The organism is Vibrio sp. L85 (assembly GCF_963871815.1).
GTDB classification, from domain to species: Bacteria; Pseudomonadota; Gammaproteobacteria; order Enterobacterales; family Vibrionaceae; genus Vibrio; species Vibrio harveyi.
Genome location: NZ_CAWMYL010000108.1, coordinates 34,704 through 60,893, shown reverse-complemented (window position 1 = coordinate 60,893; position 26,190 = coordinate 34,704). Strand labels below are relative to the sequence as shown.

22 protein-coding genes are annotated in these 26,190 nt (G+C 46.0%); 19 read left to right on the top strand and 3 right to left on the bottom strand.

Annotation, left to right across the window (positions count from 1 at the left end; genetic code table 11):
* Nucleotides 1-321 precede the first annotated feature (321 nt).
* The 3 genes from AACR11_RS10260 to map form a co-directional block, all read right to left on the bottom strand.
* Nucleotides 322-705, bottom strand: a complete 384-nt coding sequence (locus AACR11_RS10260) for a DUF3461 family protein (RefSeq protein WP_005436760.1) — start codon at nt 703-705, stop codon at nt 322-324.
* A 156-nt stretch (nt 706-861) separates the two neighbouring features.
* Entirely contained in the window at nt 862-3,486 is a 2,625-nt protein-coding gene (gene glnD / locus AACR11_RS10255; RefSeq protein WP_009701987.1) for a bifunctional uridylyltransferase/uridylyl-removing protein GlnD, read from the bottom strand.
* Between the two features lie 99 nt (nt 3,487-3,585).
* Nucleotides 3,586-4,464: a type I methionyl aminopeptidase gene (gene map, locus AACR11_RS10250; protein ID WP_005446183.1), complete on the bottom strand. Its 879-nt coding sequence runs from the start codon at nt 4,462-4,464 to the stop codon at nt 3,586-3,588.
* A gap of 396 nt (nt 4,465-4,860) precedes the next feature.
* Between map and rpsB the strand changes: the two genes are divergently transcribed.
* The 19 genes from rpsB (at nt 4,861) to AACR11_RS10155 (ending at nt 26,162) form a co-directional block, all read left to right on the top strand.
* Nucleotides 4,861-5,589 carry a 30S ribosomal protein S2 gene (gene rpsB, locus AACR11_RS10245; protein WP_005446181.1) on the top strand — a complete coding sequence of 243 codons (729 nt, stop codon included), beginning with the start codon at nt 4,861-4,863 and terminating at the stop codon, nt 5,587-5,589.
* Between the two features lie 131 nt (nt 5,590-5,720).
* The gene (tsf, locus tag AACR11_RS10240; RefSeq protein WP_005446179.1) at nt 5,721-6,566 is read left to right on the top strand and encodes a translation elongation factor Ts; all 846 of its coding nucleotides are present in this window, start codon (nt 5,721-5,723) and stop codon (nt 6,564-6,566) included.
* Nucleotides 6,567-6,720: 154 nt separating this feature from the next.
* A complete protein-coding gene (gene pyrH, locus AACR11_RS10235; RefSeq protein WP_005446177.1) occupies nt 6,721-7,452 on the top strand; it encodes a UMP kinase in 732 nt (243 codons plus the stop codon).
* A 95-nt stretch (nt 7,453-7,547) separates the two neighbouring features.
* Entirely contained in the window at nt 7,548-8,105 is a 558-nt protein-coding gene (gene frr, locus AACR11_RS10230) for a ribosome recycling factor (protein WP_005446175.1), read from the top strand.
* A gap of 96 nt (nt 8,106-8,201) precedes the next feature.
* Complete coding sequence (locus AACR11_RS10225) at nt 8,202-8,957, top strand: isoprenyl transferase (protein WP_005446173.1); 756 nt, start codon at nt 8,202-8,204, stop codon at nt 8,955-8,957.
* Between the two features lie 12 nt (nt 8,958-8,969).
* Complete coding sequence (locus AACR11_RS10220) at nt 8,970-9,812, top strand: phosphatidate cytidylyltransferase (protein ID WP_005446172.1); 843 nt, start codon at nt 8,970-8,972, stop codon at nt 9,810-9,812.
* A gap of 51 nt (nt 9,813-9,863) precedes the next feature.
* Nucleotides 9,864-11,069, top strand: coding sequence for a 1-deoxy-D-xylulose-5-phosphate reductoisomerase (gene ispC / locus AACR11_RS10215; RefSeq protein WP_029789627.1), 1,206 nt, complete (start codon nt 9,864-9,866; stop codon nt 11,067-11,069).
* On the top strand, nt 11,069-12,427 hold the full coding sequence (gene rseP / locus AACR11_RS10210; protein WP_009698640.1) for a sigma E protease regulator RseP: 1,359 nt from the start codon (nt 11,069-11,071) through the stop codon (nt 12,425-12,427). The genes ispC and rseP overlap by 1 nt, the downstream gene beginning before the upstream one ends.
* 44 nt (nt 12,428-12,471) lie before the next feature.
* Nucleotides 12,472-14,886, top strand: a complete 2,415-nt coding sequence (bamA, locus tag AACR11_RS10205; protein WP_005446169.1) for an outer membrane protein assembly factor BamA — start codon at nt 12,472-12,474, stop codon at nt 14,884-14,886.
* Nucleotides 14,887-14,899: 13 nt separating this feature from the next.
* A complete protein-coding gene (locus AACR11_RS10200) occupies nt 14,900-15,409 on the top strand; it encodes an OmpH family outer membrane protein (RefSeq protein ID WP_005446168.1) in 510 nt (169 codons plus the stop codon).
* A 6-nt stretch (nt 15,410-15,415) separates the two neighbouring features.
* Nucleotides 15,416-16,447, top strand: coding sequence for a UDP-3-O-(3-hydroxymyristoyl)glucosamine N-acyltransferase (lpxD, locus tag AACR11_RS10195; RefSeq protein WP_005446166.1), 1,032 nt, complete (start codon nt 15,416-15,418; stop codon nt 16,445-16,447).
* A gap of 173 nt (nt 16,448-16,620) precedes the next feature.
* Nucleotides 16,621-17,073: a 3-hydroxyacyl-ACP dehydratase FabZ gene (gene fabZ / locus AACR11_RS10190; protein ID WP_005430234.1), complete on the top strand. Its 453-nt coding sequence runs from the start codon at nt 16,621-16,623 to the stop codon at nt 17,071-17,073.
* A gap of 1 nt (nt 17,074) precedes the next feature.
* A complete protein-coding gene (gene lpxA, locus AACR11_RS10185) occupies nt 17,075-17,863 on the top strand; it encodes an acyl-ACP--UDP-N-acetylglucosamine O-acyltransferase (protein ID WP_029789629.1) in 789 nt (262 codons plus the stop codon).
* Nucleotides 17,864-18,000: 137 nt separating this feature from the next.
* On the top strand, nt 18,001-19,140 hold the full coding sequence (lpxB, locus tag AACR11_RS10180; protein ID WP_029789630.1) for a lipid-A-disaccharide synthase: 1,140 nt from the start codon (nt 18,001-18,003) through the stop codon (nt 19,138-19,140).
* 9 nt (nt 19,141-19,149) lie between these two features.
* Nucleotides 19,150-19,788, top strand: coding sequence for a ribonuclease HII (gene rnhB, locus AACR11_RS10175; RefSeq protein WP_005446160.1), 639 nt, complete (start codon nt 19,150-19,152; stop codon nt 19,786-19,788).
* Nucleotides 19,789-19,880: 92 nt separating this feature from the next.
* Nucleotides 19,881-23,360 (top strand): DNA polymerase III subunit alpha, encoded by a 3,480-nt coding sequence (gene dnaE, locus AACR11_RS10170; RefSeq protein WP_005446158.1) that lies wholly within the window; start codon nt 19,881-19,883, stop codon nt 23,358-23,360.
* A gap of 47 nt (nt 23,361-23,407) precedes the next feature.
* Nucleotides 23,408-24,367, top strand: a complete 960-nt coding sequence (gene accA, locus AACR11_RS10165) for an acetyl-CoA carboxylase carboxyl transferase subunit alpha (RefSeq protein ID WP_029789631.1) — start codon at nt 23,408-23,410, stop codon at nt 24,365-24,367.
* Between the two features lie 87 nt (nt 24,368-24,454).
* A complete protein-coding gene (tilS, locus tag AACR11_RS10160) occupies nt 24,455-25,786 on the top strand; it encodes a tRNA lysidine(34) synthetase TilS (RefSeq protein ID WP_029789632.1) in 1,332 nt (443 codons plus the stop codon).
* 61 nt (nt 25,787-25,847) lie between these two features.
* Entirely contained in the window at nt 25,848-26,162 is a 315-nt protein-coding gene (locus AACR11_RS10155) for a c-type cytochrome (RefSeq protein WP_005446152.1), read from the top strand.
* The last annotated feature ends 28 nt before the right edge of the window (nt 26,163-26,190 follow it).

The window sequence follows — 26,190 nt, the reverse complement described above, 5'->3', positions numbered from 1 at the left end:
ATAGGAGGGGGGGTATATACCCAAGTAACCTCAAGATGCTAGGTTCAGCGAGACTGACTTGGTTTGTAGACGCGGCGGCGATTTAAAGGTTTAGTGGGTCTAAATCAAGAATCGGCAACAAAGTATACAAGCCAAGGCAGCTCGCCCTTTGGGAGCGTGTCATTGACCCGATTGCTGCGTCAAACAACTTGGAAAGAGCTGGCTATTACACTGCATTGTTTTCCTTGCTCTCGAATCAATGACAACACTCTGAATCCTGCATCTTGAAGTCACTTGGGTATATGTATCACCCCCTTTTTTATTCTTGAGGAATTGAGCGGACTACTTGAGTTTTTCCAGATCCGCTTCGATCTCGGCGATCTTGCTTGAAACCACCTTTTCTAGATGACGAAGATCAGAAAGTATCTTCTCTTTCACATCCACTTCAGCCACTTTCACAGGCTTGGTTATCTTGTTCAGCTCATCGATCACAAGCGTCAGGTTGCGGTTGATCTCCGTGACCTCTTTGTACTTGTGACTGCCACTGTCGACCAGTACATTTTTAACTTGGCGCGGGTATTTGAACTTAACACTTTTTGCGAAGAACTCGCCTTTCTGTTTGTGAAAGTAGATCTTTAGGACGTCTTTGTGTGCTTCTTGTCGCAGGGAGTAACGTTCAATCTGTTTCGGGTCATGGATGCCCAAACCAGTGAGGTGTGGATACATAGGCTACCTCTATCTAATAACTAGAATTAGTTTCCGTATAACTGTAGCAGCCCATTAATGAGCTAGATAGCTGATATTTAGCCAAATTGCTCAACTTGTGGGCAAGATCGCTATCGTTCTTGCCCACGTTAGTTATTGATGAAAGGAAGGTTTCTCTTAAGCTGAGACTGGCTCAGACAAGTTCTCAATCAACTTCTCACGCAGTTCTGCTTGCTGTTCCTCGCTTAGCCTACCACCCGCTTCACTGGTTAGAATGAACAAGTCTTCTGCTCGTTCACCAATGGTGGTAATTTTCGCAGCGTGGAGGTTAATTCCCAAGTCAGCAAATGTACGACCAACTTTGGCCAGAAGCCCCGGAGTATCTAGAGCGACAAACTCCATCAAAGTGCGTTTCTTACTCTTGGTTGGCAGGAAGTCGACTTTGGTTTTTACATTAAAATGCTGAAGTTTATTCGGTGTGCGACGTGTTTTGATCTTGGTTGGGCGACCATCTTCCAATACATGAGTAATGTGCTTAGTAACGGCTCCGTGGCGACCTTCTTCAATCGCTTTGCCATGTTGGTCAAGTACCATAAAAGTATCGAGTACATAGCCATCTTTACTGGTCATGATTTGTGCGTCGTGCACGTTGAAGTTACGACGGTCTAACTCAGCAACAACGGTAGCAAACAACGCGGGCTGGTCAGGGCTGTAAACGAATACTTCGGTACCACCTCGTGTCGCTTTTTTACTGATAAGTACCAGTGGCTTTGCTGGGTCTTCCATACGCAGCAAATTCTCGCAATGCCACGCAATTTGCTTATGGGTGTGACGCAAGAAGTAATCAGCTTTAAAGCGCTGCCATAGTACCTCAATTTCTCGTGCCGAGAAGCCCTCTTTACGCAGCAGGGCAGACGCCATTTGTTGATTATGGCGAATACGTTCACGCACATCGACGGGATTTTCTAAGCCGCGACGCAGTGCACGTTGGGTGGAATAGAACAATTCCGCGAGCAAGGTGCGTTTCCAACTATTCCAAAGCTCTGGGTTAGTTGCGCAGATATCGGCTACCGTTAGACAAACAAGATACTCAAGGTACTCTTCATCACGTACTTGCTTGGCGAATTCTGTGATCACATCTGGATCGTAAATATCACGGCGTTGTGCAGTCACCGACATTAATAGGTGATGCCTTACCAGCCAGCTTACTAATTTCGCCTCTGGTTTAGACAAACCGTGTTCAATACAGAAGTCGTACGCTTCACCTTCGCCTATCACCGAATGGTCACCACCTCTGCCTTTGCCAATATCATGGAAAATCGCGGCTAGGATAAGCAGCTCTTTCTTTTGAATGCGAGGGTAAACCTCACAGCAAATCGGATGCTTACTGTGGTTCTCTGCGTAGCTGAAGGTATTAATGTGTTTGAGCAGGCGAATACTGTGCTCATCTACGGTATACACATGGAATAGGTCGAACTGCATCTGACCGACAATTTGGCTCCATTGTGGAAGGTATGCCGCGAGGACACCAAGCTTGTGCATCAGACTGAACGCTTTATGTAGGGCGTTCGGGTGGCGACACAATGCCATAAACTTTTCACGCGCTTCTGGCATGGTGTGTAAGAATTTATTCAATCGACGACGCGCAGTACGCAACTGACGCAATGTTGGTGGGCTAACCCCTTCGATGCTTGAATCATTGGCAATATGCAGAAACATATCCAGAATCGTCTCTGGGCGAGCTTGGAACAAAGCGGGCTTACGTGCCTCAATTAAGGCGCCACGACGTTGGAAGTCTTCATCAATGATTTCTGCATCTTCTGTTGCACCACCATTGATGATGGCTTGATCGAACAGCTTGAGTAGCATCTTATTGAGCTCTGCCACACGTCGAAGGGTACGGTAGAACTCTTTCATCATCATTTCGACGCCGCGATTACCTTCACCCACATAGCCAAGGTGCTCCGCGACCTGCGCTTGGTGGGCAAAGGTCAAACGGTTGTCGTAACGTCGTAGTTCAATATGCAGCGCAAAACGCACGCGCCACAGGAAATCCTGACATTCAACCAACTCACGGTATTCGGCATCTGTTAAGAATCCGTAGCGGCTCATCTCCAACAATGAAGTCGCGCCGAAGTGACGGCGTGCCACCCAACTTAATGTATGAATGTCACGTAGACCACCTGGTGTGGATTTGATGTCTGGTTCAAGATTGTAGGTCGTGTCATGGTACCGAGCATGGCGTTCGCGCTGTTCTTGAATTTTGGCTCGATAAAAGGTCTCGCTTGGCCAGAAAGAATCAGATAGCACCACTTTCTTCAGCGCTTGGAAGGTGTCTTCACTACCACAGAGCAAACGAGCTTCTTGTAAATTGGTGGCGACAGTTAAATCTGAACGCCCAATTTCAGCACACTCCTCGACAGTACGAACCGCATGACCTACTTCAAGGCGTAAATCCCACAGTAGCGTAATGAACTCACTGATTTTGGCTTCCAGTGCATTAGGCAGTTTGTTGTTCGACAGAATCAAAATGTCGATGTCGGAAAGGGGGTGCAATTCACCACGACCATAACCACCTACCGCGACCAGAGAAATATTATGGATGTCTTTAAAACCAAAGTGTTGCCACAAACGATTGAGGAGTAAGTCCATGTACTCGGCTCGTGACAAAACAAGGTTGGTCACAGGGTGGTGCTGTAGAAATTCTTCTTTTTGGTATGAACTGAATTTTTCAAGTTCTTGCTTAAGTTCTCCGATATTGATTTGTTCATCGGTAAACGTAAGAGGAGACTGAAGGGTCATATTTGCTATCCGTGCAAGCTAAACTATTAGCAATCTAACAAATTTGAAGCAGATAAAAAATATCCCCGCATGAGCGGGGATAGGGAAAGTGATGGGCGATTAAACGTTTTTCATCATACGTGGAATGGTATCGTCGCTACGAAGTGTAAGCACTTCACAACCTTCTTTAGTTACCACGATAGTGTGTTCCCACTGCGCTGAGTTTTTACCGTCGCCGGTGTAAACTGTCCAATCGTCTTGCGCGTCAACAGTACAGCCAAATTTACCCGCGTTTATCATTGGTTCAATCGTAAAGCACATGCCTTCTTTTAGTACACGGCGGTCTTTGTTCTTGTAGTGAACCACTTGTGGCTCTTCGTGGAACTCATCACCGATGCCGTGACCACAGAAGTCTTTAACAATAGAGAACTTGTTACGTGGGTTGTTCTTGTTGTTTTCTTTAATGTACTTCTCGATTGCAGTACCGATGTCACCAACAGTTGCACCAGGCTTAACTTGACGCATACCGATGTAAAGTGACTCTTGTGCAACCATACATAGACGCTTGTTTGCTGGTGAAACATCACCAACTAGGAACATCTTAGACGTATCTCCGTGGTAGCCTTGTGGACGAACGCTTAGGTCTGCGTTTTCATCGTTTGGAACAATCACTGTGATATCAACGTTGATGATGTCACCGTCTTTTAGGACCGCAGGTTTCATTTGACCGTTAGCACCCTTTTCATCTTGGGTTGCCGGTATACCGTGACAAACGATGTGGTTGATCGACGTACAGATTGATTTAGGGAATCCATGGTAATCAAGCGGTGCAGAGTAAGCGCCTCTCTCTAGAGCGTAATCGTGACAGATTTGGTTTAGCTCTTCTGTTGTCACACCTGCTTTGATGTGCGGTTCGATCATTTCTAGAACTTCTGCGGCTAGCTTGCCCGCAATGCGCATGCGTTCGATTTCTTCAGCAGTTTTAATCTTGATTGACATTGGCTTTCTCTACTTATTCGTAAGCACGCAAACGTGCGAATGCGCGCATTCTATCAGATATCGAGTGGCTAACCCAAGCCAGTTAAGAATATGAGTCATTCTTACTTGTAGTTTAGTTATGTAATTAAAGAGAGAGTAGGGGGACTGTGATAGGTAAATTAGAATGGTAAGAAACAATTTTTACTAGCCATGTTGGGCTAAAATATGGTATAAAGCGCGCCGGAATCGAGGACTGTTCTCTTTACTTTTCGTTAGAGAAGTGGCGAAGCAGGCTTCTTCCGATTAACTTTTTATCTTTAAATCACACACATTCCGTCACATGTTCCGGGGTGCTGAGCAGAAGCTTGGTCGGAATTATGGGGGATGTGGAGGCCTAACCCCATAGAGGATTTTAAAATGGCAACTGTATCAATGCGCGATATGCTGAAAGCTGGTGTTCACTTCGGTCACCAAACTCGTTACTGGAACCCAAAAATGAAGCCATTCATCTTTGGTGCTCGTAACCGCGTTCACATCATCAACCTAGAAAAAACTGTACCAATGTTCAATGAAGCTCTAGCTGAGCTTGCTAAAATTGGCGAGAAAAAAGGTAAAGTTCTTTTCGTAGGTACTAAGCGCGCTGCATCTGAAGCTGTTAAAGAAGCTGCAATCGCAAGCAACCAATACTACGTAAACAACCGTTGGTTGGGCGGCATGCTAACGAACTACAAAACAGTTCGTCAGTCTATCAAGCGTCTAAAAGATTTCGAAGCACAGTCTCAAGACGGTACTTTCGACAAGCTAACTAAGAAAGAAGCTCTAATGCGCACTCGTGAAATGGAGAAGCTAGAGAAATCTCTTGGTGGTATCAAAGATATGGGCGGTCTACCAGACGCTCTATTCGTAATCGACGCTGATCACGAGCACATTGCAATTAAAGAAGCTAACAACCTAGGTATTCCAGTATACGCTGTGGTAGATACTAACTCTAACCCAGACGGCGTTGACTACATCATCCCAGGTAACGACGACGCGATCCGCGCAGTTCAACTATACCTAAACGCTGCTGCATCTGCAGTAACTGAAGGTCGCAACAAAGACGTTGCAGCAGTTGCTGAAAAAGACGGTTTCGTAGAAGCTGAATAATAGCGGCTCTGTGTCACACTTAGTCTATGTGAAACCTTGTTGTAGCATAGACTGAGTTATAGTTAGCAATGGGGGCCGACAATGTAGGCCCCTGTTTTTTACCTTATTTCGAATCAAACGAGGAATAGAGAATGGCAACTGTAACTGCTGCTCTAGTTAAAGAACTTCGCGAGCGCACTGGCGCTGGCATGATGGAATGTAAGAAAGCGCTTGTAGAAGCAAACGCTGACATCGAACTAGCAATTGAAAACATGCGTAAATCAGGCGCAGCGAAAGCAGCTAAAAAAGCTGGTAACGTTGCAGCTGAAGGCGCAATCATCATCAAAGAAGAAAACGGCGTTGCTGTTCTTCTTGAAGTTAACTGCCAAACTGACTTCGTTGCTAAAGACGGTAACTTCACTGCATTCGCAGACAAAGTAGCACTTGACGCTCTAGCGACTAAAGCTACTGCTGAAGAGCTAGTTGCTAAGTTCGAAGAAGAGCGCGTAGCTCTAGTTGCTAAAATCGGCGAAAACATCAACATCCGTCGCGTTGCATACGTAGAAGGTACTGCTATCGCTTCTTACCGTCACGGTGAGAAAATCGGTGTTGTTGTTGCTGGTGAAGGCGACGCAGAAACTCTTAAGCACGTTGCAATGCACGTTGCTGCTTCTAAGCCAGAGTTCGTTAACCCAGAAGACGTTCCAGCTGACGTAGTTGCTAAAGAGAAAGAAGTTCAAGTTGAAATCGCTATGAACGAAGGCAAGCCACAAGAGATCGCTGAGAAAATGGTTATCGGCCGCATGAAGAAATTCACTGGCGAAATCTCTCTAACTGGTCAAGCTTTCATCATGGAACCTAAGAAATCTGTTGGCGAAATGCTAAAAGAGAAAGGTGCATCAGTATCGACTTTCGTTCGTCTAGAAGTAGGTGAAGGTATCGAGAAAGCGGCTGAAATGAGCTTCGCTGAAGAAGTAGCACTAGCTCAAAAAGGTTAATCCTTAGAGATTTGTGCAAAGATTAGACCGTGGCCTTGGCTGCGGTCTTTTTACGAAAAGAGCGGCAAAAAATTAGCCGTGATGAATAGTCATCAGCAAACTTGTGTCTATTCATGACTGTTAATCGACAACTCTCTTTTGGAAGGTAAACTCCATGACTACGAACCCTAAACCAGCATATCAACGTATTCTATTAAAACTGAGTGGTGAAGCTCTTCAAGGCGAAGAAGGTTTCGGTATTGACCCAGCGGTTCTTGACCGTATGGCTCAAGAGGTTAAAGAGCTGGTTGAACTGGGTGTTCAAGTTGGTGTGGTAATCGGTGGTGGTAACCTGTTCCGTGGCGCTGGTCTTGCGGAAGCTGGTATGAACCGCGTAGTAGGCGACCACATGGGTATGCTTGCAACGGTAATGAACGGTTTGGCAATGCGTGACGCACTTCACCGTGCATACGTAAACGCTCGTGTAATGTCTGCAATTCCTCTAAAAGGTGTGTGTGACGACTACAATTGGGCAGACGCTATCCGCGAACTTCGTCAAGGCCGAGTGGTAATCTTCTCTGCAGGTACTGGTAACCCATTCTTCACAACAGATTCAGCGGCGTGTCTACGTGGTATCGAAATTGAAGCTGACGTAGTTCTAAAAGCAACGAAAGTTGATGGCGTATTTACTGCAGACCCAGTAGCAAACCCAGACGCAGAGCTGTATGATAAGCTATCTTACGCAGAAGTTCTGGATAAAGAGCTGAAAGTAATGGACTTGGCAGCGTTCACTCTAGCTCGTGACCACAAAATGCCAATCCGTGTATTTAACATGAACAAGCCAGGCGCACTACGTCGCGTGGTTATGGGTGAAGCTGAAGGCACGCTGATCAACGCTGACGCATAATCCTAAACGCCATCCACGCTAGGTTGGATGGCGTTTCGCTTTGCTCAACCCTTTTAGGCTTTCTTCAGGAAAGATGACATTTTTAAGGTGAAACCGTGATTAACGAAATCAATAAAGACGCGCAAGAGCGCATGGACAAAAGCGTTGAAGCGCTAAAGAACAACCTTTCTAAAGTTCGTACTGGCCGCGCGCACCCAAGCCTACTATCTGGTATCTCTGTAGAGTACTACGGTGCTGCTACTCCTCTTAACCAAGTAGCAAACGTTGTTGCTGAAGACGCTCGTACTCTAGCAATCACAGTTTTCGACAAAGAGCTTACTCAAAAAGTTGAGAAAGCAATCATGATGTCAGATCTTGGTCTAAACCCAATGTCTGCTGGCACAATCATCCGTGTTCCACTTCCACCGCTAACAGAAGAGCGTCGTAAAGACCTAGTTAAGATCGTTCGTGGTGAAGCTGAAGGCGCACGTGTTGCAGTTCGTAACATCCGTCGTGACGCAAACAGCGACCTAAAAGGTCTTCTAAAAGATAAAGAAATCTCTGAAGACGAAGATCGCAAAGCACAAGACGAGATCCAAAAACTGACAGACGTTGCAGTTAAGAAGATCGACGAAGTTCTTGCTGCAAAAGAAAAAGAGTTGATGGAAGTTTAATACTCCCACCCACATCACTGTTGGAAAACGCTGTGCTCACAGTGCAGCGTTTTTTTGTGTTAGTCTATCCAACTGATGGAACTCAATTAACTCCCTATGCAAAATTCTCAAGCCTTCTCTGATTCCCTCCCTAAGCATATTGCCATCATCATGGACGGTAATGGTCGTTGGGCTAAGTCCAAAGGAAAACCTCGCGTATTCGGTCATAAAAAAGGCGTTAGTGCCGTTCGTAAGACCGTTGCAGCCGCTTCTAAACTCGGCATTAAAGCCATGACCTTATTCGCTTTTAGCAGCGAAAATTGGCGTCGACCTGAAGAAGAGGTGGGGCTACTGATGGAGCTGTTCATTTCTGTTTTATCGAGCGAAGTAAAAAAGCTGCATAAAAACAATTTACGCTTGCGCGTTATTGGCGATACCAGTCGTTTTAGCGAGCGCTTACAAGGTAAAATTGTCGAAGCAGAAGCACTGACGGCGAACAACACGGGGATGGTGATCAACATTGCTGCTAACTATGGCGGTAAATGGGACATCACAGAGGCGGCAAAAACGTTAGCGCTCAAAGCTCGCAACGGTGAGATCCGTGTAGAGGATATCAACGAGCAGTTAATTTCCCAGCATTTGACGATGTCAGACTTACCTGAAGTGGATCTATTGATTCGTACGAGTGGTGAGTGCCGCATCAGTAACTTTATGCTGTGGCAAATGGCGTATGCAGAAATGTACTTTACTCCCGAGTACTGGCCAGAGTTTGACGAAGACAGCTTAGTAGAGGCTGTGACTTGGTTTATTAACCGAGAGCGTCGTTTTGGTTGTACTGGTGAACAAGTAAAGGCATTAATGGCTGCTCAATAAGGACTAGTTAGTTTGAAACAGAGAATAATAACAGCACTAATTTTAGCTCCCCTGGTTATTTTAGGTATTTTTAAATTACCCCTAATTGGCTTCATTATCGCTTTGACTGCGGTAACGCTATTAGGCTTTTGGGAGTGGACCCAGTTTACAGAAAGCAATTCACGTATTGCTGCGCTTGTTCCGGCAGCCGTTGTAACCGGACTAAGTTTTCTATTCATTTCGCCAGACGCAACCAGCTTAAATCAACTAGCAATGCCACACTACGCAGTATTATCGCTTGGCTTTGTATGGTGGATTATCGCAAGTGGGATGGCAATCACTTACCCTAAAACCACCAATTTATGGCAAGGTAGCAAAGCTCTTCGTCATGTATTCGGTTTTCTAACATTGATCCCTTTTCTTTGGAGTGTGATCATTCTTAGAGCTTCTGATATTTCAGTAGATCCATACCACGGCGCAAAACTTGTGCTGTACGTTTGCTTCTTGGTATGGGCTGCAGACAGCGGCGCTTACTTTGCTGGTAAAAGCATGGGTAAACGCAAAATGGCGCCTCATGTGAGCCCGAATAAGACAATTGAAGGTTTGGTTGGCGGCATCATCGCAGCATTAGTTGTCGGATGGTTATTCGCAGGTTGGTTCGATATCCAATTCACCAGCCCACTTCATATGGTGATGATTACTCTGATTACTGTTGTGATATCTGTTCTTGGTGACTTAGTCGAAAGCATGTTCAAACGTGTTTCAGGTATCAAGGACAGCAGCAACATCATTCCGGGACACGGTGGCATTCTTGACCGTATCGACAGCCTAACTGCTGCATTCCCAGTATTTGCTCTTCTTTACTACGTATTCTAATTTATCGGGAGCGGCATCGTCGCTCCTGAATTTTTCTAACGGTCTTACATCATGCAAAAGTTAACGATTCTTGGTGCAACAGGCTCAATTGGTGCAAGCACACTAAAAGTGGTTGAACAAAACCCTGAGCTGTTTTCTATCGTCGCATTAGCGGCAAGCACGAACGTTGAAAAGATGGTCGCACTTTGTCGTAAATGGCAACCTAAGTACGCGGTAATGGCGGATAAAGCGGCGGCTGTGGCTCTACAAAGTGAGCTAGCTTCAGTTTCTCCAAGCACAGAAGTGTTAGGTGGTATTGATGCGCTTTGCCATGTGTCTGCGTTAGAGGAAGTGGATAGCGTAATGGCAGCAATCGTCGGTGCCGCGGGCCTGTTGCCAACGATGGCAGCGGTAAAAGCGGGCAAGCGAGTGCTGTTAGCGAACAAAGAAGCGCTAGTGATGTCAGGCCAACTGTTTATTGATGCGGTTGCAGAACATGGTGCAGAGCTGCTTCCCGTCGACAGTGAACACAATGCTATTTTCCAATGTCTTCCGCAACAAGTTCAAACCAACTTGGGTCGTTGCAATCTTGAAGAGCATGGTATTTCTTCGATTCTTCTTACCGGATCAGGCGGTCCATTCCGCTATACCGATATTGCAGAGTTAGAAAACGTAACCCCAGCGCAAGCTATTGCTCATCCGAACTGGTCAATGGGACCAAAAATCTCGGTTGATTCTGCAACCATGATGAACAAAGGTCTCGAATACATTGAAGCGAAGTGGTTATTTAATGCTGCTCGTGAGCAGTTGAAAGTGATCATTCACCCTCAGTCGGTTATTCATTCTATGGTGCAATATCGTGATGGCTCTGTGTTAGCGCAAATGGGGGAGCCTGACATGGCAACACCAATCGCATTGACAATGTCTTACCCATCGCGTGTGGATGCTGGGGTGAAACCACTCGATTTTACTCAAGTTGGAGAATTAACTTTCCTTCAGCCTGATTTTGCTCGTTACCCTTGTTTAAAGCTAGCGATTGATGCTTGTTACGAAGGGCAACATGCAACAACGGCATTGAATGCAGCGAACGAAGTTGCTGTTGATGCCTTCTTAAATAACCGCCTTGGTTTCACAGATATCGCTCGCATCAATGAATCAGTTTTGAACAAAATCACTGCAAGCCATACAACTGAGAATGTGAATAGCTTGGAAAGCTTGATAGAGCTAGATAGAATGTCACGAACTATCGCCTTAGACTTTTTACGCGAGCGTAGCTAATGACTGGTATCTTGTGGAATTTGGTTTCTTTTATCGTTGCATTGGGCATTTTAGTTGCCGTGCACGAGTATGGTCACTTTTGGGTCGCGCGTCGTTGTGGTGTAAAAGTTGAAAAGTTTTCCATCGGTTTTGGCAAGTCTATCTGGAGCAAGGTAGGCAAAGATGGAACAGAATACAGCATCTCTATGATCCCTCTGGGTGGCTACGTCAAAATGGTGGATAGCCGTGTTGATGAAGTCCCAGAGCATGAAAAGCACTTAGCTTTCGACCAAAAGCCTTTGTGGAAACGCACGTCCATCGTGGCGGCAGGTCCTATTTTTAACTTCCTTTTTGCCATTGTGGCTTACTGGCTGGTTTTCCTGATCGGTGTTCCAGCGGTTAAACCCGTAATTGGTGAAGTTACGCCCAATTCAATCATTGCAGAAGCAGGAATTGAATCAGGGATGGAACTAAAATCTATCTCAGGCATCAAAACTCCGGACTGGGAATCAGTCAACATGGGATTAGTTTCTCATATTGGTGATGATTCGATGACAGTGACACTCTCTTCTGCAAACGAAGTGGGTTCAGAAGTCACGAAGACACTTGATATCCGTGATTGGAAGTTTGATCCAGAAACACAATCAGCGATGCAATCGTTGGGCTTCAAGCCATATACTCCAGAGATTTTTACGGAGTTAGCGCAAGTAAGCGAAGGTGGTGCTGCAGAGAAAGCAGGTCTGCTAGCTGGCGATAAGATCATTGCGATTAATGGAAATAAGATTTCTAAATGGGATGAAGTGGTAGAAGCCATTCGTTCTAACCCAGATACGCCAATGGAACTGACGGTGTTGCGTCAAGGTGAGGAGCAATCATTCACACTGACACCGGGTAGTCGTGAGCTAGCTAACAAACAAGTCGTTGGCTTTGCGGGTATCGCACCTGAAGTCGCAGAATGGCCAGAAAGTTATCGCTTCGAATTACAGTTTGGTGTATTCGAGTCTATTGGCAAAGCGATTGACAAAACTGGTCAAGTTATTGGACTTACAATCAGTATGCTTAAGAAACTGATTGTAGGTGATGTTGGTCTGAACAATTTGAGTGGACCAATCTCGATTGCCAAAGGAGCAGGGGCGACAGCAGACTACGGTCTGGTTTACTTTTTAGGTTTTCTGGCACTAATTAGTGTTAACCTAGGTATTATTAACCTCGTTCCTTTACCAATGTTGGATGGTGGTCATCTGCTATTTTTCGCAATTGAAGCGGTCATCCGACGCCCAGTTCCTGAGAAAGTACAGGAAATGGGGTATCGAATTGGTGGTGCGATTATCTTCTCGCTCATGGCGTTAGCGCTATTTAATGATTTTACTCGTCTGTGATAGTTCAGAGACAAAAGTAGTAGCAAGGAATAATTAGAACAAGTATGGCGATTAAGCGAATTCTGTTTGCAAGTTTACTGGCGACCAGTGTATCTGCAAATGGAGCAGAGAACTTTGTAGTTAAAGATATTGAAATCGATGGATTGCAGCGCGTCGCACTAGGTGCCGCGTTGCTGAAAATGCCTGTACGTGTCGGTGACACCGTTGACCAAGGCGATGTTGCAGAGATCATTCGTGCATTGTACGCATCGGGTAACTTCGAAGATGTAAAAGTACTGCGTGATGGTGATGTTCTGGTTGTTCAAGTGAAAGAACGTCCAACTATTGCGAGCATCTCATTCTCGGGTAACAAAGCAATCAAGGACGAGCAGCTACAAGAAAACCTGAATGCTTCTGGTGTTCGTGAAGGTGAAGCGCTTGACCGTACAACGCTAAGCAACATCGAAAAAGGTTTGGAAGACTTTTACTACAGTGTTGGTAAATACAACGCAACGGTAAAAGCGGTTGTTACTCCATTGCCTCGTAACCGTTCTGACTTGAAATTCGTCTTCACCGAAGGTGTTTCGGCGAAAATTCAACAAATCAACTTTATCGGCAATGAAGTCTTTTCTGACGAAGAACTTCTTTCTCGTTTCAACCTAAATGTTGATGTGCCATGGTGGAACTTCCTAGCGGACGAAAAATACCAAAAGCAAGTGCTTGCTGGTGATATCGAAGCTCTGAAGTCTTACTACCTAGACCGTGGTTACCTGAAATTTAACGTTGATTCGACACAAGTGGCGATTTCTCCTGACAAAAAAGGCGTATACATTACACTTGGTCTTGAAGAAGGCGACGTTTACACCGTTAAGGACGTAAAATTCCGTGGCAACCTGATTGGTGAAGAGGCGGAATTCGAAAAGCTTGTGCCATTTGAAGATAACGAGACATACAATGGTTCTCGTGTGACTTCGATGGAAGAAGGCATTAAGCGCGTACTTGGTGAATCTGGTTACGCTTACCCACAAGTCAATACCATCCCTGAGTTTGATGACGAGAACAAGCAAGTTTCTTTGATTGTGAACGTTGACCCAGGCAACCGTATTTATGTACGAGATATTCGCTTTACGGGTAACAACTCGACGAAAGATGAAGTATTGCGTCGTGAAATGCGTCAGATGGAAGGTAGCTGGCTAAACTCGAAATCTATCGAAACGGGTAAAACGCGTCTAAACCGTCTTGGCTATTTCGAAAATGTAGAGGTTCAAACGGTCCGTGTACCTGGCAGCGATGACCAAGTTGATCTTGTATATACCGTAAAAGAGGCTAACTCAGGCAGCGTAAACTTCGGTGTAGGTTACGGTACTGAATCAGGCGTGAGCTTCCAAGTTGGTCTACAACAAGACAACTTTATTGGTAGTGGTAACCGTGTTGGTATTAACGCGATGATGAACGACTACCAGAAAAACGTGAGCTTGGACTACCGTGACCCATACTGGAACCTAGATGGTGTAAGTTTGGGTGGTAAGATCTTCTACGATGAGTTCGAAGCATCTGAAGCGGGTATCGTTGACTATACCAACCAAAGCTATGGTGCAAGTTTGACATGGGGCTTCCCATTTGACGAACTGAACCGCTTTGAGTTCGGTGTTGGTTACACCCACAACAAGATCGGTAACTTGTCACCTTACCTACAGGTAGAACAGTTCCTACAAGCGCAAGCTGACAACATTGATTCTAGCGGCGCATTGAATACTAATGACTTTGACTTCAACATCTCGTGGACACGTAACAACCTGAACCGTGGTTACTTCCCGACAGCAGGTAACCACCAACGTGCATTCTACAAGATGACCGTACCTGGCTCTGACGTTCAATACTTCAAGATGCAGTATGATGTTCGTCAATACGTGCCATTAACCAAGAAGCATGAGTTCACGCTCTTGTTCCGTGGTCGTCTAGGTTATGGTAACGGTTATGGTCAAACGGATGGCAACGATAACTTGTTCCCATTCTACGAAAACTACTACGCAGGTGGTTTTACAACACTACGTGGTTTCGGCTCTAACTCAGTAGGTCCGAAAGCGGTTTACCGTGATTACTCAGGCTCAAACAACGGTGCTGACACCGCAACAGATGATTCTGTTGGTGGTAACGCGGTAGCGCTTGCAAGTATCGAGTTGATCGTACCAACCCCATTTGCTTCGGATGAAGTTCGTAACCAAATTCGTACCAGTATCTTCTTTGATATGGCAAGTGTTTGGGATACGGAATTCGATTACCGCAGTTCTGGTGCTGAATACGGCGACCGTTACTACTACGATTACTCAGATCCAACCAACTACCGTTCATCTTATGGTGCGGCGTTGCAATGGATGTCTCCAATGGGACCACTAGTATTCTCACTAGCGAAACCAATTAAGAAATTTGATGGCGACGATGAAGAGTTCTTCACGTTCACTATCGGTAGAACCTTCTAAAGAGGAAAATATTTTGAATAAAATGATCAAAGCGGCAGGCATTGGCCTTCTTGTACTTAGCTCTTCAATGTTTGCAAACGCGGCAGAAGCTGCTCAGAAAATTGGCTACATCAACACTGCTCAAGTTTTCCAAGCACTTCCTCAACGTGAAGTGGTTCTACAAAAAATGCAGAAAGACTTTAAGAGCAAAGCTGATGAGCTGAAATCAATCCAAGCGCAAGCTAAGACAAAGATTGAAAAGCTGCAGCGTGACGGCGAGCTTCTAGGTCAAGAAGAGATCGAAAAACTGCGTATTGATATCGCTAAACTAGACAGCGAATACAAAGTGAAAGCACAAGCGCTTGAGAAAGCAAGTGCACGTCGCGAAGCTGAAGAGAAAGCAAAACTATTCAAAACTATCCAAGACGCAGTGAAGAAAGTAGCAGAGAAAAAAGGTTACGACCTAGTTATCGATATCTCTTCGCTTCAGTACGGTAAGCCAGAATACAACATCTCTGAAGACGTAATTAAAGCTCTAAAATAAGAAGTTATGAAGAAATTGACATTAGCCGAGTTGGCAACAATTACCGGGGGTGAGCTATTTGGTGACGAGTCTCTCGTTGTAAACCGCGTAGCTCCAATGGATAAAGCACAAGAAGGCGATGTGACCTTCTTGTCTAACCCAAAATACGCGAAACACCTATCTGAGTGCCAAGCAACTGTGGTAATGGTGAAACCAGAACACAAAGACCAGTGCGCGGGTAACGCTCTGGTTGTTGCTGACCCTTACATTGCTTTCGCTCGTGTTGTTCAAGCGATGGACACCACGCCAAAGCCCGCTGATGAGATTGCACCAAGTGCAGTGATCGCAGCGGATGTAAAGATGGGTACTAACGTGACAATCGGTGCTAACGCAGTGATTGAAACGGGTGTAGAACTAGGCGACAACGTAAGTGTTGGCGCTGGTTGCTTTATCGGTAAAAACGCAAAGCTAGGTAACAATACTAAGCTTTGGGCTAATGTGACGATCTATCATGAAGTATCGTTGGGTGATGATTGTCTAGTTCAATCTGGTACAGTCATTGGCTCTGATGGTTTCGGTTATGCAAATGACAAAGGCGAATGGATCAAGATCCCTCAACTGGGTTCTGTGCGTATCGGTAACCGTGTCGAGATCGGTGCATGTACCACTATTGACCGTGGTGCGCTAGAAGACACCATCATCGAAGACAACGTAGTTCTTGATAACCAACTTCAAATCGCTCATAACGTGCAGATCGGATATGGTACCGTGATGCCAGGTGGTACTATTGTGGCGGGCAGTACGAAAATTGGTAAGTACTGTCAGATCGGCGGCGCGTCGGTTCTTAATGGTCACATCACGATTGCAGATGGCGTAGCTATCACCGGTATGGGCATGGTGATGCGCAGTATCGAAGAGAAAGGTCTGTACTCATCAGGCATTCCGCTGCAAACCAACCGAGAGTGGCGTAAAACGGCGACTCGAGTTCACCGTATTGACGAGATGAACAAACGCCTGAAAGCTGTTGAAAAGCAGCTGGAACAGAAAGAAGAATCTTAGTTCCACATTCTGAACAAAGACTCGCGAAATGCGGGTCTTTTTCTTCTATAATGACGCGCTATAAGTAGATTTATCACCAAGCTGGTATACACTTTGCAGGCAATTCCTGAATAAGTGGCATTTGCCGCTGCCTTGCCATCTTGGTTGTTGAGAATTGATATAGGAAGACGACTTTGACTACTGAAAAGAAAACGATGAACATCTCTGAAATTCAAGAGCTACTACCTCATCGCTACCCATTCTTATTGATCGACCGTGTGATTGACTTCCAAGAAGAGAAGTACCTTCACGCAATTAAAAACGTGTCGGTTAACGAACCTCAGTTTACAGGTCACTTTCCACAGCTACCAGTATTCCCAGGCGTATTGATCTTGGAAGCGATGGCTCAGGCGACAGGCCTACTTGCATTTAAATCATTTGGTGCACCAACGGAAAACGAACTGTACTACTTCGCAAGTGTAGACGGTGCTAAGTTCCGTAAGCCAGTAGTACCAGGCGATCAAATGATTATTGAAGTAGAATTTCTGAAAGAGCGCCGTGGCATTGCTGCATTTAGCGGTGTAGCAAAAGTTGACGGCGAAGTGGTATGTTCAGCTGAGCTGAAGTGTGCTCGTCGAGAGTTTTAATATGATTCATGAAACCGCTAAAATCCACCCTGCAGCGGTGGTAGAAGAAGGCGCGAAAATTGGCGCTAACGTGACCGTTGGTCCTTTCACTTACATCACCTCTACGGTGGAGATTGGTGAAGGCACTGAAGTGATGTCTCACGTAGTGATCAAAGGCCACACCAAAATTGGTAAAGATAACCGCATTTTCCCACATGCTGTGATTGGTGAAGAGAACCAAGACAAGAAGTACGGTGGCGAAGATACAACAGTGGTTATTGGTGACCGCAACGTGATTCGTGAAGCGGTTCAAATTCACCGTGGTACGGTTCAAGATAAAGCAACAACAGTGATTGGTGATGATAACCTGCTGTGTGTTAACGCTCACATCGCACACGATGTTATCGTAGGTAACCACACTCACATTGGCAACAACGCGATCCTTGGTGGTCACGTAACGGTTGATAATCATGCTGGTGTTATGGCACTTTCTGCGATTCATCCGTTCTGTACTGTTGGTGCTTATGCTTACGTTGGCGGCTGTTCTGCCGTTGTTCAAGACGTACCAGCTTACGTACTCGCGCAAGGTAACCATGCGACGCCATTTGGTTTGAACTTGGTTGGCTTGAAGCGTAATGGTTTTGAAAAACCAGAGATTCGTGCACTACAGAAAGCGTATAAAGAAATCTACCGTTCAGGTAAGACTCTGGAAGAAGTAAAACCAATCCTAGCTGAAATGGCACAAGAGTGGCCAGCAGTGAAACGTTTCTCAGACATTCTGGAAACGACGGAACGTGGCATCATTCGTTAATCAACGAGTGAGCGGTTAAATAGAAAAGATCGCGCCCAAGCAGGGCTGCGGTCTTTTTGTGTTTTATGGATAACGGTTTGTGTGAGAGAAAGTGTAAACCGTTATCCATAGCGCACAGGAAAAATAGCGAAGTAGATATGGAAAGACCATTACGTATCGGCATCATTGCCGGAGAACTGTCTGGCGACACGCTAGGTGAAGGCTTTATCAAAGCGGTGAAACAACAATACCCTGACGCGGAGTTCGTTGGTATTGGCGGTCCAAAGATGATCGCTCAAGGTTGTGAGTCTCTCTTCGATATGGAAGAGCTTGCTGTAATGGGCTTAGTAGAAGTTCTAGGACGCTTACCAAGACTGCTAAAAGTCAAAGCTGAGCTTGTTAAGTACTTTACTGATAACCCGCCAGATGTCTTTATTGGTATCGATGCACCAGATTTTAACTTGCGTGTTGAACTGGATTTGAAAAATGCAGGGATAAAAACCGTGCATTACGTGAGCCCTTCAGTTTGGGCTTGGCGTCAGAAGCGTATTTTCAAAATTGAAGCAGCAACCAATCTAGTGCTGGCATTCCTTCCGTTTGAAAAAGCGTTCTACGACAAATTCAATGTACCTTGTGAATTCATTGGTCATACTCTTGCAGATGCGATTCCACTGCAATCAGACAAAGCGCCTGCTCGCGAGCTATTGGGTCTAGAACAAGATAAGCAATGGCTAGCGGTGCTTCCGGGGAGTCGTGGTAGTGAGCTGAAAATGCTCTCTCAACCCTTCATTGAAACGTGTAAAAAACTCCATCAGAAATTCCCAGATCTTGGTTTTGTCGTTGCGTTAGTAAATCAAAAACGTCGTGAGCAATTCGAACAAGCGTGGAAAGAATACGCTCCAGAATTGGACTTTAAGTTGGTGGATGATACAGCGCGTAACGTAATTACGGCTTCAGACACGGTGATGTTGGCTTCCGGTACCGTGGCCTTAGAATGCATGTTACTTAAGCGTCCGATGGTGGTGGGTTACCGTGTGAACGCTATGACGGCATTTCTTGCTAAACGCTTGCTGAAGACTAAATACGTATCGCTACCGAATATTTTGGCTGATACCGAATTGGTCAAAGAATATCTGCAAGAGGATTGCACACCGGATAATTTATTCAACGAAGTGTCTCGCTTGCTAGAAAGTGACAACCAAGAAATGTTGGATAAGTTCACCGAAATGCACCACTGGATCCGTAAAGATGCGGACCAACAAGCCGCAAATGCGGTTCTAAAACTGATTGAAAAATAGAGATTTATCATGGCTGTTAAACCAAAAGCGACCAAAACCAAAGTTGAACTACCACCGTTTGAATATCCACAAGGCTATCAATTGGTTGCCGGTGTTGATGAGGTAGGACGCGGTCCTTTGGTTGGCGATGTCGTGACTGCGGCAGTGATCTTAGATCCGAATAACCCAATTGAGGGTTTGAACGATTCTAAAAAACTGAGCGAGAAAAAACGCATGGCGTTGCTGCCAGAAATCAAAGAGAAAGCGTTGGCTTGGTCAGTAGGGCGCTGCTCTCCAGAAGAAATTGACGAGCTAAACATCCTGCAAGCGACGATGGTTGCTATGCAACGTGCGATCGCTGGATTGGAAGTGCAGCCAGACTTAGCTCTTATCGACGGCAACCGTTGCCCGCAACTTCCGATGGACTCGCAAGCCGTCGTGAAGGGTGATTTGCGTGTTGCTGAAATCAGTGCTGCTTCTATCATTGCGAAAGTTGTTCGTGACCAAGAAATGGAAGAGTTAGACAAGCAATACCCACAATTTGGTTTTGCTAAGCACAAAGGTTACCCAACCAAAGCGCACTTTGAAGCAATTGAACAACACGGTGTGATCAGTGAGCATCGTAAGAGCTTCAAACCAGTAAAGAAAGCGCTCGGCATCGAAGAATAAGCCAAAGTGGTATAACGGGCATATCGGTGTTATAAACCATGCCCGCTTTAGGTTAGAATCCCAAACAAGATTTAGTTTTACGGTACCTGTTAATGTCAGATCCTAAGTTCATTCACCTTCGAATCCACAGTGATTTCTCTATGGTGGATGGTATCAACAAAGTTCCACCGCTCGTTAAGAAAGTCGCCGAGCTCGGCATGCCTGCAATGGCGTTGACCGATTTCACTAACCTGTGTGGTTTGGTGAAGTACTACGGCACTGCGCACGGCAGTGGTGTGAAACCAATCATCGGCGCAGATTTCAAAATGCAATCGGATGAGTTTGGTGAGGAACTGACGCAACTGACCCTATTGGCTGCAGATAACGAAGGTTACAAAAACCTGACCTTATTGATCTCTAAAGCCTACCTTCGTGGTCACGTACAACACCAACCTGTGATTGATAAAGCTTGGTTAGCCGAGCTGTCAGAAGGTGTGATCGTATTATCTGGCGCGAAAAATGGTGAAATTGGTAAAGCGTTACTTAAGGGTAACCGCAAAGTGGTGGAAAGCTGTGTAGCGTTCTACCAAGAATATTTCCCAGACCGTTTCTATTTAGAGCTGGTTCGTACTGGTCGTTCCGACGAAGAGACTTACCTGCACTTTGCCATCGAATTGGCAGAAGAAACACAATTGCCAGTAGTCGCTACCAACGAAGTAGTCTTTCTCAGCGAAGATTTATTTGACGCTCATGAAATTCGCGTTGCGATCCATGACGGTTACACACTAGAAGATCCGCGCCGTCCAAAGAATTACAGCCCAGAACAATACCTGCGTACTGAAGAGGAAATGTGCGAGCTGTTTGCCGACATTCCGGAAGCACTAGAAAACAGTGTCGAAATTGCCAAGCGCTGTAACGTCACAGTACGTCTTGGCGAATACTTCCTCCCAGCTTTCCCAACCGAGGGTATGGAAGAGACTGATTTCTTGGTCATGAAGTCTCGTGAAGGGCTGGAAGAGCGTCTAGAGTTCCTATTCCCAGATGAGGAAGAGCGCAAGCAACGTCGTCCTGAATACGATGATCGTCTACAAATCGAACTCGACGTAATCAACCAAATGGGATTCCCAGGTTACTTCTTGATCGTAATGGAGTTCATTCAGTGGTCGAAAGACAACGCGATTCCGGTAGGTCCGGGTCGTGGTTCGGGTGCTGGTTCTTTGGTGGCATACGCATTAAAAATCACCGATCTTGATCCGTTAGAATATGACCTTCTATTCGAACGTTTCTTGAACCCAGAACGTGTATCCATGCCCGATTTTGACGTCGACTTCTGTATGGATAAACGTGACCAAGTAATTGATCACGTAGCAGAAATGTACGGTCGTGATGCGGTATCACAGATCATCACCTTCGGTACCATGGCGGCAAAAGCGGTAATTCGCGACGTAGGTCGTGTACTGGGGCATCCGTTTGGTTTTGTAGACCGCATCTCCAAACTGGTACCGCCTGATCCGGGTATGACTCTGGAGAAAGCGTTTAAAGCTGAGCCAGCACTGCCTGAGTTGTATGATGCTGACGAAGAAGTTAAAGAACTGATCGATATGTGTCGCATCCTAGAAGGTTGTACACGTAACGCCGGTAAGCACGCGGGTGGTGTTGTAATCTCACCAACCACAATTACAGACTTCGCCCCGATTTATGCTGACTCGGAAGGTCACTTCCCAGTTACTCAGTTCGATAAGAACGACGTTGAAACCGCTGGTCTGGTTAAGTTTGACTTCTTGGGTCTGCGTACCTTAACCATCATCGACTGGGCGTTGGGTCTGATTAACCCGCGTCTAGAACGTGAAGGCAAAGATCCTGTTCGCATCGAATCGATTCCACTGGATGATGCGGCGTCATTCCGTTTGCTGCAAAACTCAGAAACCACTGCGGTATTCCAGCTTGAATCGCGCGGTATGAAAGAGCTGATTAAACGTCTGCAACCGGACTGTTTTGAAGACATCATCGCATTGGTGGCACTGTTCCGCCCAGGGCCGCTTCAGTCGGGCATGGTAGATAACTTTATCGACCGTAAGCACGGTCGTGAGGCGATCTCTTATCCTGATGAAAAGTGGCAACACGAATCGCTTAAAGAGATTCTGGATCCGACTTACGGCATCATCCTGTATCAAGAACAGGTAATGCAGATCGCACAGGTACTGTCTGGCTACACCCTTGGTGGTGCGGACATGCTTCGTCGTGCGATGGGTAAGAAAAAACCGGAAGAGATGGCGAAACAGCGTGCTACCTTCGAAGAGGGGGCAATTGCCAACGGCGTCGATGGCGAGTTGGCGATGAAGATCTTCGACTTGGTAGAGAAGTTCGCGGGTTACGGCTTTAACAAATCTCACTCGGCAGCCTACGCACTGGTTTCGTACCAAACGCTATGGCTGAAGATGCACTATCCAGCGGAATTCATGGCAGCGGTAATGACTGCCGATATGGATAACACTGAGAAAGTGGTTGGCTTAGTTGACGAATGTTTCCGCATGAAGCTCACCGTGCTTCCGCCTGACATCAATGCCGGCTTGTACCGCTTTAACGTAGACGAGAATGGCGCGATTGTTTATGGCATCGGCGCGATTAAAGGTGTGGGTGAAGGTCCAATCGATGCGATCTTGGAAGCGCGCAACAAAGGCGGTCACTTCATCGACCTATTTGATTTTTGTGCGCGAATCGACCTGAAAAAGGTCAACAAACGTGTCATCGAAAAGCTGATTTACGCAGGCGCACTCGATAGACTGGGTCCACACCGTGCGGCACTAATGGCATCGCTTAATGACGCGGTGAAAGCGGCAAGCCAACACCACCAAGCGGAAGCATTTGGTCAAACGGATATGTTCGGTGTATTGACCGATGCTCCGGAAGAGGTGGAACACAAATATACTCAGGTGCCAGCATGGCCAGAGAAAGTATGGTTAGAGGGTGAACGTGAGACGCTCGGTTTATATTTGACCGGGCACCCAGTTAACGCATACATAAAGGAACTAAATAAGTACGTTAGTTGTCGACTAAAAGACGCAACCCCAACTCGTCGTGATCAATCCGTGACAGTCGCGGGTTTGGTGATTGCAGCTCGTGTAATGACAACCAAGCGCGGTACACGAATCGGTATCATGACTCTGGACGACCGAAGTGGTCGAATGGAGGTGATGTTGTTCTCGGATGCGCTTGATAGGTATGCAGAACTTCTCGAAAAAGATAAAATTTTGGTTGTTTCTGGACAGGTCAGCTTTGATGACTTCAACGGTGGCCTTAAAATGTCGGCGCGTGAAGTTATGGATCTGGGTACTGCGCGTGAGAAATATGCACGTGGTTTGTCAGTATCAATTGATGCTAAACAGATTAACGATAAATTCTTTGAGCAATTTACTCGTATTTTAGAACCGCACAAAGCCGGAACCGTACCTGTCAATGTATACTACCAGCGTGCCGACGCCAGAGCGCGGTTAACATTGGGCACCGAATGGCGAGTAACGCCAAGTGATACATTACTAGACGATTTAAAACAGTTACTTGGTAAGAGCCAAGTAGAACTCGAATTTAACTAAAAAATTCAGCGCAATACGTAAGACGCTGAGTCAAAAAGGATTCATAGATGAGCCTAAACTTTCTTGAATTTGAAAAGCCAATTGCAGAACTAGAAGCGAAAATTGAAGCGCTACGTGACGTATCTCGTCACGGTGGTGATTCTGCAATTGACCTTGATAAAGAAATCGAACAGCTTGAGAAGAAGAGCCTAGAGCTTAAGAAGAAAACCTTCAGCGACCTAGGTGCATGGGAAACAGCTCAACTGGCTCGTCACCCTTTACGTCCATACACGTTAGACTATATTCAGCACGTATTCGAAGAGTTTGATGAGCTTGCGGGTGACCGCGCGTTCGCAGACGACAAAGCGATCGTTGGTGGTATTGCACGTCTTGAAGGTCGTCCTGTGATGATCATTGGTCACCAAAAAGGTCGTGAAACTAAAGAAAAAGTAAAACGTAACTTTGGTATGCCAAAGCCTGAAGGTTACCGTAAAGCACTGCGTTTGATGGAAATGGCTGAGCGTTTCAACATGCCAATCATCACTTTCATCGACACAGCAGGTGCATACCCAGGTGTTGGTGCTGAAGAGCGTGGTCAATCAGAAGCTATCGCGAAGAACCTTAAAGTGATGTCTGGTCTTAAAGTACCAGTAATCTGTAACGTTGTTGGTGAAGGCGGTTCTGGTGGTGCACTTGCTATTGGTGTTGGTGACTACGTAAACATGCTTCAGTACTCAACGTATTCAGTAATCTCTCCGGAAGGTTGTGCTTCAATTCTATGGCGTGATTCAGACAAAGCGCCTCAAGCAGCAGAAGCAATGGGTCTAACAGCTCCGCGCCTAAAAGAGCTTGAGCTTATTGACGAAATCATTGAAGAGCCGCTAGGTGGCGCGCACCGCGACCACGCTCAAATGGCTGCAAACATGAAAGCTAACTTGCTTCGTCAGCTAGAAGACCTTGAGCAACTAGACCACGAAACGCTACTAGAGCGTCGTTACCAACGTCTAATGAACTACGGTTACTGCTAAGCGCTAGCTGATATCTCGCAAGATAACAGATAAAATAGAAAGGGTTGGGCATATGCCTAACCCTTTTTTGTTTCTATCGGATGGCTTATGGAATCGCTTTACTCGCATTTTGCTCAAGTTCTCGACCGCTATTTTCAACCAGATACAAAGATTGTCTTGGCGTTTAGCGGCGGGGTTGATTCGCGTCTGCTACTTGAGCTACTCAGTCGTTATCAGCAAGTGAACTCAACTGAATCTAAGTTACTCAGGTGTCAGGCGGTATACGTTCATCATGGTTTAAGTTCGAATGCCGATGATTGGGCAGACAAATGCTTGCTATGGGCAAAACATGTGAACATTCCATGCACGGTTGAACGGGTTGAGTTAGACATCAACAGCGGTGAAAGTATCGAGTTGTTGGCACGTGAAGCTCGTTACCAAGCCTTAGAAAAGCATATCCAAATGGGTGACTTATTGCTGACAGGGCAACATGCCGATGACCAAGTGGAAACCTTCTTGTTAGCACTTAAACGAGGCAGTGGACCAAAGGGGTTATCAGCAATGGCTGAAAGCATGCCGTTTGCTGGTGGCATATTAGTTCGTCCATTGCTGACCGTTAAGCGAGAGCAAATCGAAGCGGCAGCCAGAGAGCGAAAACTGGACTGGGTAGAAGACGAAAGTAACCAAGATATTCGTTACGACCGTAACTTCCTCCGTCATCGAATTGTGCCTGAGTTATCTGAACGTTGGCCGAGTGTCCATCAAGCCGTTCAGCGCAGTGCGAGTTTATGCGCGCAACAAGAAGCCTTGTTGGATGAACTGCTAGGAGCGGCATTTGAGCGTGTTTTGCAAACTGATCTCAGCGTGAGTATTGAAGCACTCAATGAACACAGTGAACTCGCGCGGGCAAGGCTTATCCGAATGTGGCTAGCAAAACTTGCAGTCAACATGCCGACGCAGGTGCAACTCAATCTAATTTGGAATGAAGTCGCTTTGGCGCAACAAGATGCCAACCCAAAGCTCAAGCTCAAACAAGGCGAAGTGCGCCGCTTTCAACATCGTCTTTACTGGGTGAAAGAAAGTGTCGATGTCACAACATGGCACAGCGAAATTCAGCTCGACACACGATTGGTACTGCCTGAACATTTAGGAGAGTTGACGCTAAGCACAAGCTCAGATAACGCGACAATAGCGTTACCGTCTCAGCCAGATCTGCTCAGAGTGACGTTTAATCCAGAGGGGCTTTCTGCGCACCCAACCACGCGGAATCACAGTCGTAAGCTGAAAAAGTTGTTTCAAGAGTACAATGTGCCAAGTTGGCTACGTCGTCAAATTCCGATTTTGATGTACCAAAATCAGGTAGTCGCCGTTGGAGACTTGTTTGTTGATCAGACTTTCAGTGGTCAAGACTGTGAACTTATCTGGCGCAAGTCGTTGTAATTCATGCCACAATATCGAATATAAAAAACAGGTACTTAAATAAAAACGATTAGGTGAAGCAATGAAGAAAACAATCATGGGCGCAATGGTGGCGCTAACCATGTTGAGTGGGCAAGCACTGGCTGCTGGAGATGCAGCAGCAGGACAAGCGAAAGCTGCTGTGTGTGCCGCTTGTCATGGCGCGGATGGTATCGCGGTGATTCCGGGTTATCCAAATCTGAAAGGGCAGAACGAGCAATACATTGAAAGCTCGATCAAAGCGTATAAAGCGGGTCAACGTACCGGCGGTCTTGCGCCTGTGATGCAAGCACAAGCGAACTTGCTCTCTGACGAGGATATTGCGAACCTGGCGGCATACTATGCGAGCTTAAAATAGGTACGAACAATAAGTTACGTTAAGCCAG